We start from the raw sequence: 15,734 nt of genomic DNA on the forward strand, positions 1-15,734 counted from the left end.
CTCGAAAACTGTCACGGCCCGGCGGAACTGTAAGGGCAATTGCCCGAACTGTGAGGGCAATCTTGTAAACTGTCACGGCACGGCGGAACTGTAAGGGCAATTGCCCAAACTGTAAGGGCTATCTCGAAAACTGTCACGGCCCGGCGAAACTGTAAGGGCAATTGCCCGAACTGTCATGGCAATCTCGAAAACTGTCACGGCCCGGCGGAACTGTAAGGGCAATTGCCCAAACTGTAAGGGCTATCTCGAAAACTGTCATGGCCCGGCGAAACTGTAAGGGCAATTGCCCGAACTGTAAGGGCTATCTCGAAAACTGTCATGGCTCCGAAACTTTCAATTCCAATCATCCACCCCATCAAAAAAGACTGTCCCACTAACTCGGACAGTCCCAATCTTTATCACTTTCCAACTACACCTGTACCAAACTTCTTCTCTGCTTCTTCTAACGCAATTTCCGCGTCGGAATGAGGGTATTTCACTGATCCAATAATTTGGTAGTCCTCATGCCCTTTTCCGGCAAAAATGATCATGTCGCCTGCCTCAGCAATCGATACTGCATGGCGAACCGCTTCTGTTCGATCGCCAATACACGCATAGTGGTCATGCTTCATACCAGCTTCAAGTTCCCCGACGATTGACGCATATGGCTCGTCGCGTGGGTCATCTGTCGTCAAGATAACGTAATCGGCTACACTTGCCTTTTCCGCCATAATCGGTCGTTTCAAACGGTCACGATTGCCGCCCGTGCCGATTAAAAAGATCAATTTACTACCTTCCTTTTTGTAAGGCAGTACAGCAGCAATCGCTTTTTCAATTGCATCAGGAGAATGTGCGTAATCGACATACATTGTCAGAGGCAATTCAGTTGGCACGATTTCCATGCGTCCTTTAACAGCGCCGATTCCACCCAAATAACCGATGATGTCTTCAACTGCCATTCCTTTTGCATAGAGTGCGGCAATTGCAGCGAGCACATTATAAACACTAAACTCACCGATTAACTTCATGTCGACATGGTATTCGCCATCTGGTGCGTTTAATGTGAAAGTGGTTCCGTCTGCCTTTAACTCAATTTCAGTCGCACGGAACGTCGCATCATTATGAATGCCGAATGAAAGAATCGGAAACGAAGTCATTTCAGAAATTCTTTCCTCCCACGCATCATCTGCATTTATGATCGCAAATTTGCGCTGATTTAAATCTTGTCCAAGCTGTGAAAACAGTAACCCTTTGGCATGACCGTAATTATCCATTGTTCCATGGAAATCCAAATGATCATGCGTCAAGTTTGTAAACACCGCAATGTCGAACTCCGTGCCAGCGAGTCTGCCTTCGACAAGGCCATGAGAAGAGACTTCCATTGTCATCGTGTTACATCCTTCTTGTGCTGCACGATTGATCATACTTTGCGTCGTTAATACATCAGCTGTCGTGTTATCCGTCTCATATAAAGTACCATCCAAATTAAAACCGATTGTACCTGTTAAAGCAGACTTTTCTTCCGCCGCCAATAAAATTGAATGAATGATTCCGCTGACACTTGTTTTGCCATTTGTTCCTGTTACGCCAATCATCGTCATCTGTTTCGAAGGATAACCGTAAAATCGAGGTGCCAATAAACCAATTGCACGCGCCGTATTTTCTACAGTAATAACAGCAACCTTTTCTAAATCGACTTGAACAGGTTTTGACGCTACAATTACTCTTGCACCATTCTCCACTGCTTTTTCCACGAAATCATGTCCATCCACTGTGAAGCCTGTGATACAAACAAATACACCGCCCGCATTCACTGCCCGCGAATCAACTGCAATATCCGTCACTGTCATTGGTAGAGTACCTGTTACCTGTTTAATAGGTAACACTGAAAATAATGTTTCTGTATCCATGCAATTCCTCCGTTCATTCCATCATTGCTGATGTGACATACGCATGTAATAATTGTGCTGTAGATTTCAAAGAATCAACATGTGTACGTTCAAGTGAGTGAGATGATTCGATTCCAGGACCGAAAAGTGCATGTTTCACGTCGAAGCCTGCCCGAATCGCTGCAGATGCATCCGAGCCGTAATACGGATAAATATCCAGTTTAAATGGAATATCTTCCGTTTTACACAGACCTGCAAGATGTTGCGTCAATGCATAGTGGTAAGGTCCACTTGCATCTTTCACGCAAATTGACGCTGTATATTCGTCAGTTGCTTGTCCATCCCCCATAGCACCCATATCGACTGCAATGTATTCAACTGTCTCTTCAGGAATATTAGAGTTTCCGCCATACCCAATTTCTTCATTGTTCGAGATGTAGAAATGTGTTGTATGTGGCAGTTGCACTTTTTCTTCCTGCAAAGTTCGAATCAATTCAAGCACTAATGCTGTACTTGCTTTATCATCCAGATGGCGGGATTTCACAAAGCCGCTATCTGTCATTTCGAAGCGCGGATCAAATGAAACGAAATCCCCTACCTCAATGCCAAGTCCCCGTGTGCCCTTCATATCTTTTACTTTCTCATCAATACGCACTTCAATGTTTTCTGCACTACGTTCTTTAGTACCCGCATTTTTGTAGACATGAACCGAAGTCTGGTGCATAAGAATCGTTCCCCGAATGTCTTTTCCGGATGCCGTATGTATTAGACAATACTCGCCTTCAACCGCGTTCCAGTTGAACCCACCAATCATCGCAAGCTTCAATCGTCCGTCACTTTTGATTTCTTTCACCATTGCACCTAGCGTGTCAGTATGAGCCGTCAAAAGACGGTGACGGCCAGTATCCGATCCTTCGATAGTTGCAATGACTGCGCCCTTATTTGTCGTCTTATGCGTAACAGCCATTTCACCAAGTTCTTTCGTAATCAGCTTCATCACTTTATCCGTATAACCCGATGGACTTGGTGTCTCCACTAACCTCTTCAGTAAATCAATTGTCCGTTTTTCATGAAATACAGTTGTCATATCCATTCTCCCCTTTTCCCTGCGTTGAAATTTGTCTTTTTCCGTTTATGCGGAATCGTGTATGATAAGTATAATGAAAATTTCCCAAGGTGCCTAACAGAACAAACGAATATAATCCATACATGCATCATGTTTATTATACTTTTTTTATTATCCTGCGTCATCACACATCTTATCTATTCCCCGTTTTTTTCGGATGCAATGAAATTACGGACCTATCCGAACGAAAAGTCGAAAATAAACCGCCATCCTTTAACGGATGAGCGGTTTTATCATCTTCATTTTATTGCCATAAGGCGGAAATGCCAGTCGCATTGGAATCGTTGTACTTTTTTTCATCATTGATTTGGCATGTGTAAACACTTCAAAACTTGCGAGCCCGTGATAAGCATTCATGCCCGATGGACCGACGCCACCAAACGGTAAGTTCGTATTTCCGACATGCGCAATTGTATCATTTATGCACCCACCGCCAAAGGGCAGGTTTTCGATGAAATAGTTGGACGCTTGATCATTTTCAGTAAACATATAGGCAGCTAACGGTTTTGGTAATTGCCGGATTTGGTGAATCGCTACCCCGAGATTCGTATACGTCAAAACGGGCAATAGCGGACCGAAAATCTCATCCTCCATCGAAGCATCCGTCCACGAAACGTCATCCAGTATTGTCGGTTCGATATACAAATCTTCGCGGTCAACAGTGCCGCCATATACGATTTTCGTTTGTTCTTCGACAACGATTCTTGCTAAACGGTCAAATTGTTTTCCATTTATAATACGGCCATAATCGGGACTGTCAGCTGCATCTTTCCCATAAAACTTCTGTAGTGTTTTCTTCATTTCTTTTATAAGTTCTTCTTTTACCGATTGATGAACAAGCACATAATCAGGTGCAACACATGTCTGTCCCGTATTCACAAACTTCCCCCAGACGATTCGTTCAGCAGCTTTTTGAATATCTGCCGTCTGGTCGACTAGTGCCGGACTTTTCCCGCCAAGTTCAAGGGTAATCGGCGTCAATCGTTCAGCAGCCGCTTTCATGATCACTTTACCGACTGCAACGCTACCCGTGAAGAAAATGTAATCGAATGATGCGTGGATCAGTGCGGATGTTTCCTCGCGCTCCCCTTCAACAACACGGATATAATCCTGTGGAAAAGTTTCTGCCACAATCTTTTTCACAATCTCTGCAGTATGAACCGCTGTCTCAGATGGTTTCACAATTGCACAGTTGCCACCTGCAATCGCACCAACAAGCGGCTCCATAATAAGTTGGAAAGGATAATTGTATGGACCGATTATCAAAACACTGCCGTATGGTTCACGAACAATGAAGCTCTTTGCAGGTTGTAAATGGATGGGCGTCTTCACCATTGTAGGCGCCGACCATTCGTCAAGATTGCTACTCATTTGTGAAATACTCGAAAGGACAAACCCGACCTCCGTTGCATAGGATTCAAACGGACTTTTCCGCAAATCCTTATGAAGCGCTTCCAAAATGTCATCTTCGTTCACGATAATTGCATCTTTCAACTTAGCTAACATCTCTTTACGGAATTCAATACTTCTTGTTTCCCCGCTATAAAAGAAATTACGTTGTGCTGCTATCATCGATTCTACATCCTGAGCAGTGAAATTCAATTCATCCCCTCCAATTTGTTGTTACTATAATAATAGATTTCCTGCATCCAAGAAGCAAAGAACAACCCTCACTATTTCTAATTAATCAAAAAATGCCTTTAATCTGCAGAAATTCTACGGGCGAAAAAAACGATAATTCAATTTCCCCAAGTGTCTTCAGTGAATCTGAAGAAGTCAATATCACAAAAGGACTGTCTTTTTACGCCGCGATAAGTTCCGACCTTTTACGCAGTTTTAGAACAACCTTTACTCCATATACTGTGTATGACAGCTATTCTTCCTGTCACTTGTTTTTGTTTTAAGTGAAAACTTTGTCTCTCGCCCCAATCACATTAACGCATATTTTGTTAGCACTTCATTTTCAAATCGTTGGTATCTTGAATATAGAAAGGGCTCCCATAATCATACTGTACATACGTTCAACAAATGAGGGAATACTTCTAGTACAAACGATTCCTTTTCACGTAACCATGTTTTGTAGTCTAACATTCAAGGGTAAAGAATGTTCTAACAACAAACAATACAAAGGAGGAAATGGACATGACAACAACAGAATCTTGGTACGAAACAATTTTTGAAGGAAACTTATCACTGGGTATCGATAAAGATCGTCTTTTTGAGCTAGAAGAGGAAAACTTTCTTTTTTTCAATGAAGAGGAACCGAATTTGGAGCAGCTACACTGAGTTTGTTCAACAACCGGTTATTTTCCACAGTCCCTGTTTATGATACGTAAAAATGACTTTTCCATGCAGTTAGAGGAAAAGTCATTTTTAATTGGGACCCCTTACTCGATACTACGCCATAAATAAAGAGCGGCATAACTTAAATAAGGAGACCAATCTGGAAAATGTGCAAGAATTTCATCTTTCGTCGGCTTTCGATCCAAACCCCAAATCCTTTTCAACGCATTTTGCAACCCGATATCTGCAAGTGGAAATAAATTCGGGCGCCCCAGTCCGAACATCAAGAATCCTTGTGCAGTCCACGGACCTACGCCACGATATGTAATCAGTTCTGCTGTTACTTCCGCATCCTCCATGCCACTGAACTTCTCCAGGTCCAGTCTCCCCTCAGAGATGGCTTGCGATACACCAATCACATATTCCGCTTTTCGTGTACTGAACTGTTTGTCCCGAAGCTCTGTAACGTCTAAAGAAGCAATCCGCTCCGGAGATGGATAACGCCAAACACCATCGATTTTATCCCCATATGATTCAACAAAGCGCATCAATAATGTATTGGCGAATGATAAATTCAGTTGTTGATGAATAATACTTTTCATCAGCTCACCATAAAGCGAAAAGCTTTTGATAAGCGGGGTTCCTTCATGTTCTCTAAAAAGTTGCTCAAGATCAGTTCCTTTAAAATGTGCACTAATCCCATCCAATGGTCTATCAAAATGAAAAGTCGATTTGATTTCTTCTTGTTGACGCTCATCAACCGCATTCTCCACGATGAAAGAAGGGCTACAAGTTGTACCTTTCCCTAAAAGCGTCACAACATTCCCCTCTTTCATAGGAATTCTCACAGATCGACTTTCCCGATTAACCGCAATTACTGGATCACCGGACAACCTATCAAGCGCCCGGTCAAAATCGTATGTAAATGGCAATGAAAACTGTACATCCATCGAATACACCCCTTTTCACATATGATTCTATCATTTAGCGTACTGTGAAAAAAGTTTTTCAAAAGGTATTGACTTATATTCAAAACTAGCTATAATAATAAATGTGCAGTAAGCAAGTGCACGATTTACTTCCCGGTTCCGTAGCTCAGCTGGGAGAGCACTACCTCGACAAGGTAGGGGTCGCTGGTTCGAGCCCAGTCGGGACCATAACGATGAACCCTTGGTATGTATGGGTTTACAGAGAGTATCATCCTTCAATGGATGATACTCTTTTTATTGTTGGGGTTAAATTGGGGTTATAACGCCTATTAATCGATGTAAAATTATATTTATGCTACTTCCCATTAGGAGAGAAAACACACTAAAGTCTTTTACTTTTTGCACAGCATTGAATGCATTTGGAGATGAATTCCTTGACCTGTCTTCTCCACCCGTAAAACTTATCATTAGCAAAGCCATCACCACATAAGATGAAAAGATTGAAAAACTTAGAAGGAGCGAAAAGACGATTACTACTTACGTAACGCAATCGTTAGAGGAAATACGTTTTTGGTCTAGGATAATGAAAGAGCACGCTTTCTTTTTAAGTTTAGGATTTACAGTAGATCAGACGCAACTCATTAAAGAAGCAAGACATTATATTGCTGTCTTTGAACGGATTGAAGAACAAATTAGCGACTACAATGAAATGACAGATCCTGGGGTAATTAGACAACTTAACATCCAAGTGTACCAGGCGGCTGCTTCCATTTGGGCATATAAACGAAAAGTTCTTGGATTAATATTACGCTGTGAAATTGTGTCCAATAATATGCCATTACTCGTTGACCACACGAGCCGAGAAGCAGCTTATTTCGCTAAACGATTAAAGGAATTGAATGAAGGGAAGCTGAAACCATTACCAGAGGCTATTATTAAAGAAAATGTGTTTTTCTTAAAAATAATGGCGGACCACTCAAAGTTTATCGGTCATTTGTTGGATCCTTCAGAAAGAAAACTCGTCGACCAAGCAAGAGAATTCAGCAATGATTTTGATCAACTTCTTTTCCAAGCACAAGACTTGGATCATATGCGTCCTCAATCAGAAACAGTACCGTTATTAGACCAGTTTCTAGACCAAAATCGTGTATCGGTTGTATCACTACGCGATTTCAAGAAAACGGCTAGAGATTTAATTGAAGCCTGTAAAATTAAGAGTAGCATCCCCACACTTCTTGCGGACCACGTATACCGAGAAGCAGATCATTTCCTTCACATTATTGATGCATTCGATGAGCATCTTACTGCAATAAAAAAATGAAAAGTGACTGTCACAAAAGTCGTCAATTCTGACTTTATGACAGTCCTTTTTCACTTTACTCATCTTCATTAGGGTAGTTTCCGTATCCGCCACCGCTACCCGCAAATCTTCTTTTAGCACTTGAATACTTAAAATCTCCAGATTCGGTATTTGCATAGGTTTACCAATCACTCCCCCTGTCAACGTCCTCATATAATAAAAGTAAACATGTGAGAAGGGAGGGTTAAAGTGGGGAAGTATTGTTGTACTACCTGCTGTTGTCATAAGCAAAGTCATTGTCATGATTGCAATCATGACCACAACCATCATTCTTGCAAACACTGTTGTTCTCATGAATGTTGCTGTACTTGTGACTGCTGTCGTTGCCGAAAAGATTTGTGTGATGCCAACTTTAGAGTTCGATTGGGCGGTTTACAAAACGGACTTAGCTTTCGCCTACGTCAGATGATCTGTTGCGTGGTTGAATTCGAGTTGGATAACGGAAAAAAAGTTAAAGGAACGATTGTCTTTGTCGGATCGAATTTCGTTGAACTATTTGTAGATGGTACTCATCCAATAGATTGTGAAGACGTAAAAGGTATACTATCTGAAAAACAAACGGACAAGGAGTCCACAAAGAACAACTACGAAGAAGAAAACGTTCTTGAACATGTTTCTGACGAAAGGATACACAAAAAGGGTCGGACTTGGATTTTCTCTATCGACAAGATTTCACATATGACGTTAATTAGTCCTTGTCATTTGAAAAATTCATGCCCTTAAACAGTTCCCTAAAAATCAGCCCCTTGTCATTCAAGGGGCTGATTTTATGCTTTTATTGTAATAAGCAAAATCCTTTCAATTGGAATAATGTTTCTTTCTCCATCTACTTTCAAAACGATTGATTCTTTATTCACATCCGTAAGAAGCCCTTCTATCATCGTATCCTCTATCTTAACTCGAATTTGCTTCCCTTCAAAGATAAGTAGGTAAATAGATAAGGGGATTCTGAAAAACAACTGAATTAGCTCCGGTGAAGATGAGACAACTTCCCCAAAATGAAATGTTAAATTCCGTCGAAAACAAGGATTGATATCCAGTAGTTCCGCATCCGGAAACGGCTCCGCAAAACGCCCTGAAGGCTTTATCAATTCAATTTGTCCATACGGTACAGCGAATATGTTTTTTTCATCACGAAGAACAACAAAATCAAATCCAGGTACAGTTACTTCTCCCTCAATCAATTCGCCTAATTGATTTGTAACTTCAACTTGTAAACCAATTAACCCATCGAAAGCTTTTTGATACGTTTCTTGTATCGATCGGTCATCATCTAATGCGAGATCCAACAATAATTCATTTGCGTCTATAATCTTCTCATCAACTTTTGCTATTCTATCTGGAGGAAGACAATTTTCTGGTGAGGGAAACTGAGGAGAGGGAAATCGTTCAGGACAACATCTTTCGGGAATAAAAAAGTCAATGTCTCGCCTTTTTTTCTGCATTTCTTTTTCTGGCATTTCTTCTTTCTTTTTCATCGGTAAACCTCCTTTCATCTAGGTAGAGGAAAAAGAGAAGAGATTCTCTTCTCTTTCACATCACTTATTGATCTAATGGAGGGAGATGTTCTTTTAGCTCACCTAGCACTCTCATAATTCCCCACATTCCTTGCTCTATATCCCATCTAATATTTCCTGAACGGTACATGAAATCTCCAGGAAATCCGTTATAAGCACCTGCTCCACCTAACAATTCCAAGTTTCGTGTTGCACCGGCCACGTTAAATCCGACGAATGACTCTGTCCGTGAATTACTATCTTTTGCATCAAATCGCCAACGATGGCCATGCAAATGAAACGTATGGGATCTTCGTCTTTCAGCTGGTGTAACCAATCGTATCGTTACCGGATCCCCTACATAGCTTTCTAATAGAGGGGTTGCCGGATCACCGAAAACTTTTGAACTGAACAAATCATGAAGCATTGGATGCTTTTGATAACGGTTAATTAATCTTTCGCTTCGATAGTTAAAACCGCGTGACCCTTGATCATAGGTATCTAGTAAATCTTCATCAACCTCAGGGGATGCAAGCAAAATGCCATCAACCGGATCAAAAATGACTTGTTTATTTTTATCTAGCAACCTCACACCATCATGCATGACTAATACAAATTCCCTTGTATCTGGTAATAAAGGATTGCGTAATATAACGTTTGCTCCAGTTGTATCTGATTCTAGCGTATACGGATTCAAATACTCCGTTCCTCTTGGCTCTGCTATAAAAGCGCCAAAAGCTCCCTGCGACTTATGGTTGCGGATATCCGCCATATCCCATAGACCACATGCTCCCACTTGGGAATCTACAAACCAGCGATAGGTACGAGATTCCCCTGGCCCGACAGTTTGATCGCCATTGAAGCCGACCGTTTCTCCTGCTGACGTTTTCACATCATAATCAATCAATTGAGGATGCAGGGAAATTCGGAGTGACGGTGGATAAAAAGCCTGCTCTTTGACAATCGGGTAAGGGTAGATTCCATCTTGAAATGGGAATAATTCTTGCTTCAATAAACTGGTCAACGTCACTTCTACGGTTTCTCCTACGTTGCCCCGAAGGATTAGCGGCTCAGGGTTTTTTAAGCCCTCTTTTATTGCTTTCATATCTTTCCGAAGTGCAAAAATGATTGCATTTGGATCATGATCCCCGAACGAATTGTAAACGATGGATGTCTGAAAGGCAACGACATCAAAATAACGTATTGGTCCCTTAATTGGAGCAGACGTCGGATCTTCTGCTGGTGGTGGCTTCGTTCCAGTACATACCGGCAAAGGTTTAGAACGTTTTAATGGTTCAGGACGATCCGGTAAGGTTATTAAATCTGGTACCTTCTCATCAAATGCCCGTATTAGCCCCCATAACCCGTTCCACAAATCTTCTTCAGTTTCAAATGCCCAAAGATAATCTCCAGATCGTGGAATATGCATTTCCATCGTAAATGATTCCGATATACCAATATGCTGCTGATTTTCTAACCTGGAATTCAGATCCCCGCGCTCTTTCAACCACCTCAGTCCATGAACATTAAAGCTGTGTGACTCTTCCTGCGCGCCCTGAAGTAGACGAATTCGGATTGAATCTCCTTCATACGCCTTCAATATTGGCGTGACGGGATCTCCGTTCACATAGGAGCTAAAACTATAAGCGGGATCACATTCTTTACCTAAGCGAAATTGCAGCGGCTCGTTTTTGTAATTCACACCAAACAACCCAGGATCGTCCGGCGAACCAGGAAAAGGGGGAGGACTAAGCGGTTTTCCATTTTTGTCAAACAAATGTGTGAAGTCTTGAGCAAATAATACAAAATCACGGTAATCAGGAATTAATGGGTTACTTGTCGTAATTTGAGTCCCCTTATTAACTTCCTTTCCTGTTTCTGAATCAAGGAATTTAGAAAAACGTGGATGGACCACTCCTGATCCAAAGACACCATGTTGCTGGTGAGCGCCAGGGAATAAATGATCATGGAAAAACCAAGCTTTTAGTTCCACATCTGCGTAGTAAGAGTACTGTGCCGTTTCACCGGGTAAAACGGAAGAATCATAGTTCCACCCAACATTCGCTCCATCATTCACAAGTACATCAAATTTCACAAAGTGGATATGCATGCCTACTTCATATGTCCTGGTGACGAGCTGGAATGCATCGCCGTCAAGTATATGAGGCAATCGATTCGTAAAATTAATGTGAAAACAAGTATGCGCCGACGCATGGATGACAAGAGGCTCCGGATCCTTTTTTCCAGAACAAATATCTTCTATGTCTTCATCCAAAACAAACATTCGCCCTGTAGGATCATGCCAACCTTCCTTATTGTAAGTAAGTGGTAATTCAATTAATGAAACGTTAAATTCCTTTACTGGCGCATCTTCTGGACAAGGATCCGTAAATACCGCACCTGGTCTAGGATTCTCAATTGCTGCATTTCGTTCTAATTCAGTCAGACCTCTTCCTCCGATAATTCCCAGCGGTGGACGCGGCGCCTTCAGCCCTACCTTACCTGGGATAAAGTTCGGGAATCCCGGTTTCAGTTTTGTCGGTTTTGGTGGTGGTTCCCTGTCCGGCAATGGGAGCAACGCTTTAATCGGAACGCCATTCGGATAGCATTGTGTCCCATCTTGAAGCGTATTAAACACCCTATTCATCCCCCACATCCCCGCAACAAAATGCGGGTAAAGATGACAGTGAATAACTGCATCTCCAAACGATCCATGTAAACTACCTAAACCGTAAAGCGGCTGAATTGTGTAATGTGATTGCGGGCTAATCGCTTGTGCGTCAAATATTTCAGATGCGAGGTCATTCGGATCACTGAACCATTGATGGACATGATAATGAAAAACATGCGTTTCTTTTACTCCGCCATGAAAGACTCTTATTTTTGCTGGATCACCAAGATACCCCCGTAATATCGGAGTGGATGGATCTCCAAACACCCAGGAATCGTGATGGACTTCTTCCCCCTGGCAATTCGGACAGACGACCCCTTCTGAAATCAGCTGTTGGCGTCTATTTTCAGGTTCATACCGGTAATTGGCCCCATGGAACGATTCTTCTTCCTGATTAGAGAAATGATTGATTGGTCGGTTTCCTGTTAAATCATCCACTTCCATTTCATCGTGGAACATCCAGACATATTCGCGAAATGAAGGCAATATTGGATGATGGATGTCCGCATACTGACCACTGTTCAATACTTTTCCAGTTTCAGGATCCGTCCACCAGGAAAAGCGATTTTCCACACATAACGCTCCAATCAGACCGTTTGAATTTGAACCATTTTCTCCACTTGAAGGATTTCCTAAATCGGAAAAGAAATAGTTTCCTTCTTTCACAACATGTAACCGATATAAAATAGTTTTGAAAGGAGCTACAGTACTATCTTTGTTCAATCCAACGTTTGCCCCGTCAGATTGGCATACGTCGTACTCAGCTTCTTGAAAGTGTATACCCGTGTTAAATGGTAGTTTATTTTCAAACAAAATTTCTATTGTGTCCCCTTCATTAGCCCGAATCGCGAGTGGCTGAACGAGGTCAACAGGAGAAAACGGGTTTTTTTTGACCATTTCTTTTACTTTCTGTTCATTCTCTTTTAACACGTACATCATGCCGTTCGGATTATGATCGCCGAATGAGTTCAGGACGATTCGAATTGGAATCGCTACTACGTGATAACTTCTTTTCATCTGCATCACCTCTTTTCTTCTAATCTTTCAAATCAGGTATCTTTGCACCTACCCCTGTTTCAATATAGAACACATCAATCGAATGGATATGCACAATCCACGTTTTCCCTTCCAATGCGGGTATTGACGTTGTCTGTACAAGAATCTCCACCAAATCTTCAACCACATTTACAATTTTTCCAATATACATGAACGGAAATGCTTCTGTTAGAATAAACACTCTCTTCTCTATATTCTTTCTGAAGTGCTTGATAATCGCCGCTTCTCGAATATCATTAATCGGCTGAGATTCATTTGGTTTAGACATATGCTCTCCCCTTTTCTGTTAAGTTAACGGGAATACTAAATCACAAGGTACTTCAGTTGAAAATGACACAATTTGCTCAAGCGGAACACTCAAAGGGAAAGGAAATCGATAAAATGGGGCATTCACCATTTTTACGATGACAGGTGATAATGTCAGATGTCCATCTTGCACTTCTGAAACCGTTCCGCAAAAGATTGGGCGAAATACTTGCCCCAATAGGTTGAGCTGAACAGCTTTCGTAATAACAAGCAGATCTTCTCCTACTAATTTGTTGAAATCCTGAAAATAATTCTCTTCTTCTTTACCCATCTTTTCTACCTCCCTTTAATTTTTCATGAAAGACGGAAAACATGATATGCAACATTTTTCTACACAAAGAAAATAACCGGAATGTAGATACAAATCGTACGTCTTTTAAAGGGATTGACAATTCTGCATTGAACCTTTTCAGGAATAATTCTTTATTTGTTGTTTTTAATATATTCCCGAAAATCAATTGTTCATTCGTGACTACCTCAACCCACGTCCCTTTCCATGAATGTAAGTTTGTTCGGAGAGATTCTTCAAAAAACTGTTGAACCAACGCTTCTCGTTTCGTCACGGTTTCGCCAAAATTGAGCATGAGCTTTCTTCGCAATTGATTGTCGTATATATGATGCTGATGGGAGTTCGAGTAGGTGGGAAAACCAAAGGGGATATTTGCGGTTTCGATTACAGCATATGGAATCCAAATTCTTTTTTGTAAATCCGTGAGCATGACAAAGTCTCGACCAATCGCCGCGACCTTCCCCTCTGTCGTTAAAGTTCCGTCCTTTTCAATAACCGAGGAGATTACAACTTGTTGGTTTCGCTTCACTTTAAAAAACTTCTTCAGCGTAAGTGTTTTACGGTGCGGTTCATGTAGATTGATTATTTTAAACATATTTCTCTGGTCGTTATACTCTGTAAGAATTCTTGTTTCTTCCTCGGAAACAGCACTTGTTGGTGATGAAAATGAAGAAACCTCTTTTGGTAATTCCATTATCTTCTTTTCCGTTTCAACACTTTTATACTCTTCCTTCATAATGACTTCCTCCAAATAATATTTCTGAAAACAAGTCTATCCTGAAAAAGTGTAAGTAAGTTATTTGAGTAGCTGTTCCAAATGATCTGCAATTTCTTCAATATTTACTTGCTTTTTGCCTAATGCCATATCGTGGTGCGCACGTATTTTATCATTTGAATCCACTACATACATAGACGTTGAATGAGTGAGAAATCCATCTTCATTTTTCTCATAGGAAAAGTTGAAGTACTGAGTGAATTTGTAAGTCTCCTCTTCTGCACCTCTGAAAAACAACCAGTTGGGGCTATTAATTTCAAACATGTCTTTATACTGAATTATTTTGTCATTCGTATCGTATTCAGGATCCACCGTAACAGCTATGATAAAGTACTCATCTTGGGATATTCCTCTTTCCTCCATCACTTGATGTAATTTTTTTAGATCCCACATCGTGGTAGGACAAACATCGGGACAATTCGTAAAGAAAAAAGTAATTAGTTTTGGTTTTTCTCGAAAAGAAGCTTCATTTCCACCTACTTCAGTAAGTGGCCACTCCTTTACAGTTCCAATGTGAGGTAACTCAATTGTTCGAGGCCATAGGAAGTAAAAAATAAAAAATCCAATGACTAGTAGTACTGTCATAATAACTTTTTTCAACACAATTCCCCCCTCTTAAGCAAAGCGAAGTAGTGAAATAGCTCTCCCCCTTAGCACTTTGAGAAAATATTTATCCTACACTTTTATTGAATAACGTATGAAGGAACTAACAATTGTGTGTAGAAGAGCAATAAAAACTGTAATCACATACATATTTGTAGCAATCAATGAATCCGAATCTATCGGAATGTTGCATAGAGCCGGGTTTTGCAACACGGCACCTAACATCATACCCATCATTCCTCCCATCGCACCGTTATAAATACCGTTTAACGTCGCGGGAGCTTTAATGATAGAACCGAATCTCCAACCAATAAATACCCCCACTAGGATGGGCAAAAAAAATGAAGACATCTGATTTTCAGGAATCAACAGTTCCAGGTAAAGTGATAACGCAACTGAAGAAATCGTCGTTATAGCCATGCACATTGTCTTTGTAAACCGATCATCAAATAACAAGTTTTTCTTCTTGAACATTCGATAAATAGAAATTACTTCAGCTAAATTCCATACCAGAAGGACCAAGATGAGAAGCATGATTACTTTCACGACCTTTTAATAGAAATTGAAATCGTGCATAAACTGATTGCAAAAAAGATATGAATGCACCAAACAAACACGGATGGCATTTCGATGATTGTGCCGATCATCGGTGACATCAATCCGACAACTATTCCATTCGTTAAGCCTGTCACAAACGTTTGGTAATCGAATAACAGCCCAAACATTGCACCTACCACTAACCCTGTTAATGTTGAAACCACGGTAATTAACGTAAAATGGAACGGAAATTGAAGGATGAGTAATACACCGAAAATTAGAGCAATCATTCCACCCATTACAATACTGATGTTCATTCCCAGATGAAAACCGATAAGTTTCTTTATTCTCCATAGATACATATAAAAACCAAAACCTATGCAAATGTCCACATACAATAGAAGTAAGATAATTGTCTTATCCATGGTCCCACCT

Annotated in this window: 16 protein-coding genes and 1 tRNA gene; 5 read left to right on the forward strand and 12 right to left on the reverse strand. The window is 40.9% G+C overall.

Annotated elements, in window-relative coordinates:
• Positions 1-398 precede the first annotated feature (398 nt).
• The 3 genes from FILTAD_RS07890 to FILTAD_RS07900 all read right to left on the reverse strand — a co-directional run bounded on the left by FILTAD_RS07890 (position 399) and on the right by FILTAD_RS07900 (position 4,596).
• Entirely contained in the window at positions 399-1,889 is a 1,491-nt protein-coding gene (locus tag FILTAD_RS07890) for a UDP-N-acetylmuramoyl-L-alanyl-D-glutamate--2,6-diaminopimelate ligase (RefSeq protein ID WP_124069943.1), read from the reverse strand.
• A 13-nt stretch (positions 1,890-1,902) separates the two neighbouring features.
• Complete coding sequence (locus FILTAD_RS07895; protein ID WP_124069944.1) at positions 1,903-2,955, reverse strand: M42 family metallopeptidase; 1,053 nt, start codon at positions 2,953-2,955, stop codon at positions 1,903-1,905.
• A 252-nt stretch (positions 2,956-3,207) separates the two neighbouring features.
• Positions 3,208-4,596, reverse strand: coding sequence for an aldehyde dehydrogenase (locus FILTAD_RS07900; protein WP_124069945.1), 1,389 nt, complete (start codon positions 4,594-4,596; stop codon positions 3,208-3,210).
• Between the two features lie 540 nt (positions 4,597-5,136).
• Here FILTAD_RS07900 and FILTAD_RS15970 point away from each other — a divergent pair.
• Positions 5,137-5,280 carry a hypothetical protein gene (locus tag FILTAD_RS15970; protein WP_203229676.1) on the forward strand — a complete coding sequence of 48 codons (144 nt, stop codon included), beginning with the start codon at positions 5,137-5,139 and terminating at the stop codon, positions 5,278-5,280.
• Between the two features lie 101 nt (positions 5,281-5,381).
• Here FILTAD_RS15970 and FILTAD_RS07905 read toward each other — a convergent pair whose 3' ends face one another.
• On the reverse strand, positions 5,382-6,236 hold the full coding sequence (locus tag FILTAD_RS07905) for a DNA-3-methyladenine glycosylase family protein (RefSeq protein ID WP_415579203.1): 855 nt from the start codon (positions 6,234-6,236) through the stop codon (positions 5,382-5,384).
• 125 nt (positions 6,237-6,361) lie between these two features.
• Between FILTAD_RS07905 and FILTAD_RS07910 the strand changes: the two genes are divergently transcribed.
• From FILTAD_RS07910 to FILTAD_RS07920, 4 genes are all read left to right on the forward strand, one after another.
• A tRNA-Val gene (locus FILTAD_RS07910) sits at positions 6,362-6,434 on the forward strand.
• 271 nt (positions 6,435-6,705) lie between these two features.
• The gene (locus tag FILTAD_RS07915; protein WP_282432576.1) at positions 6,706-7,527 is read left to right on the forward strand and encodes a DUF2935 domain-containing protein; all 822 of its coding nucleotides are present in this window, start codon (positions 6,706-6,708) and stop codon (positions 7,525-7,527) included.
• Positions 7,528-7,807: 280 nt separating this feature from the next.
• Entirely contained in the window at positions 7,808-7,975 is a 168-nt protein-coding gene (locus tag FILTAD_RS15805; protein WP_160117584.1) for a hypothetical protein, read from the forward strand.
• A gap of 8 nt (positions 7,976-7,983) precedes the next feature.
• A complete protein-coding gene (locus tag FILTAD_RS07920) occupies positions 7,984-8,289 on the forward strand; it encodes a hypothetical protein (RefSeq protein ID WP_148085393.1) in 306 nt (101 codons plus the stop codon).
• Positions 8,290-8,333: 44 nt separating this feature from the next.
• On the opposite strand, the gene FILTAD_RS07925 is transcribed toward FILTAD_RS07920, so the two are convergent.
• The 8 genes from FILTAD_RS07925 to FILTAD_RS07960 form a co-directional block, all read right to left on the reverse strand.
• The gene (locus FILTAD_RS07925) at positions 8,334-9,044 is read right to left on the reverse strand and encodes a hypothetical protein (RefSeq protein WP_124069949.1); all 711 of its coding nucleotides are present in this window, start codon (positions 9,042-9,044) and stop codon (positions 8,334-8,336) included.
• 64 nt (positions 9,045-9,108) lie between these two features.
• Positions 9,109-12,750, reverse strand: coding sequence for a multicopper oxidase domain-containing protein (locus FILTAD_RS07930; RefSeq protein WP_124069950.1), 3,642 nt, complete (start codon positions 12,748-12,750; stop codon positions 9,109-9,111).
• A gap of 19 nt (positions 12,751-12,769) precedes the next feature.
• The gene (locus FILTAD_RS07935) at positions 12,770-13,057 is read right to left on the reverse strand and encodes a hypothetical protein (RefSeq protein ID WP_124069951.1); all 288 of its coding nucleotides are present in this window, start codon (positions 13,055-13,057) and stop codon (positions 12,770-12,772) included.
• Positions 13,058-13,075: 18 nt separating this feature from the next.
• Positions 13,076-13,366 carry a hypothetical protein gene (locus tag FILTAD_RS07940; protein ID WP_124069952.1) on the reverse strand — a complete coding sequence of 97 codons (291 nt, stop codon included), beginning with the start codon at positions 13,364-13,366 and terminating at the stop codon, positions 13,076-13,078.
• The gene (locus FILTAD_RS07945; RefSeq protein ID WP_238988186.1) at positions 13,359-14,120 is read right to left on the reverse strand and encodes a hypothetical protein; all 762 of its coding nucleotides are present in this window, start codon (positions 14,118-14,120) and stop codon (positions 13,359-13,361) included. Before FILTAD_RS07945 ends, FILTAD_RS07940 begins: the two co-directional genes overlap by 8 nt.
• Positions 14,121-14,180: 60 nt before the next feature.
• Positions 14,181-14,762, reverse strand: coding sequence for an SCO family protein (locus FILTAD_RS07950; protein ID WP_415579204.1), 582 nt, complete (start codon positions 14,760-14,762; stop codon positions 14,181-14,183).
• A 72-nt stretch (positions 14,763-14,834) separates the two neighbouring features.
• Positions 14,835-15,308: a hypothetical protein gene (locus tag FILTAD_RS07955; RefSeq protein ID WP_238988188.1), complete on the reverse strand. Its 474-nt coding sequence runs from the start codon at positions 15,306-15,308 to the stop codon at positions 14,835-14,837.
• On the reverse strand, positions 15,305-15,724 hold the full coding sequence (locus tag FILTAD_RS07960; RefSeq protein ID WP_124069953.1) for a hypothetical protein: 420 nt from the start codon (positions 15,722-15,724) through the stop codon (positions 15,305-15,307). The genes FILTAD_RS07955 and FILTAD_RS07960 overlap by 4 nt, the downstream gene beginning before the upstream one ends.
• Positions 15,725-15,734: the final 10 nt, after the last annotated feature.

This window comes from Filibacter tadaridae (assembly GCF_900609045.1).
Lineage (GTDB): Bacteria > Bacillota > Bacilli > Bacillales_A > Planococcaceae > Sporosarcina > Sporosarcina tadaridae.

Coding starts and splice junctions, on each gene's coding strand:
- FILTAD_RS07890 (WP_124069943.1), bottom strand. CDS start 1,889: ATGGATACAGAAACATTATTTTCAGTGTTACCTATTAAACAGGTAACA.
- FILTAD_RS07895 (WP_124069944.1), bottom strand. CDS start 2,955: ATGACAACTGTATTTCATGAAAAACGGACAATTGATTTACTGAAGAGG.
- FILTAD_RS15970 (WP_203229676.1), top strand. CDS start 5,137: ATGACAACAACAGAATCTTGGTACGAAACAATTTTTGAAGGAAACTTA.
- FILTAD_RS15805 (WP_160117584.1), top strand. CDS start 7,808: ATGATTGCAATCATGACCACAACCATCATTCTTGCAAACACTGTTGTT.
- FILTAD_RS07925 (WP_124069949.1), bottom strand. CDS start 9,044: ATGAAAAAGAAAGAAGAAATGCCAGAAAAAGAAATGCAGAAAAAAAGG.
- FILTAD_RS07930 (WP_124069950.1), bottom strand. CDS start 12,750: ATGAAAAGAAGTTATCACGTAGTAGCGATTCCAATTCGAATCGTCCTG.
- FILTAD_RS07935 (WP_124069951.1), bottom strand. CDS start 13,057: ATGTCTAAACCAAATGAATCTCAGCCGATTAATGATATTCGAGAAGCG.
- FILTAD_RS07940 (WP_124069952.1), bottom strand. CDS start 13,366: ATGGGTAAAGAAGAAGAGAATTATTTTCAGGATTTCAACAAATTAGTA.
- FILTAD_RS07945 (WP_238988186.1), bottom strand. CDS start 14,120: ATGAAGGAAGAGTATAAAAGTGTTGAAACGGAAAAGAAGATAATGGAA.
- FILTAD_RS07960 (WP_124069953.1), bottom strand. CDS start 15,724: ATGGATAAGACAATTATCTTACTTCTATTGTATGTGGACATTTGCATA.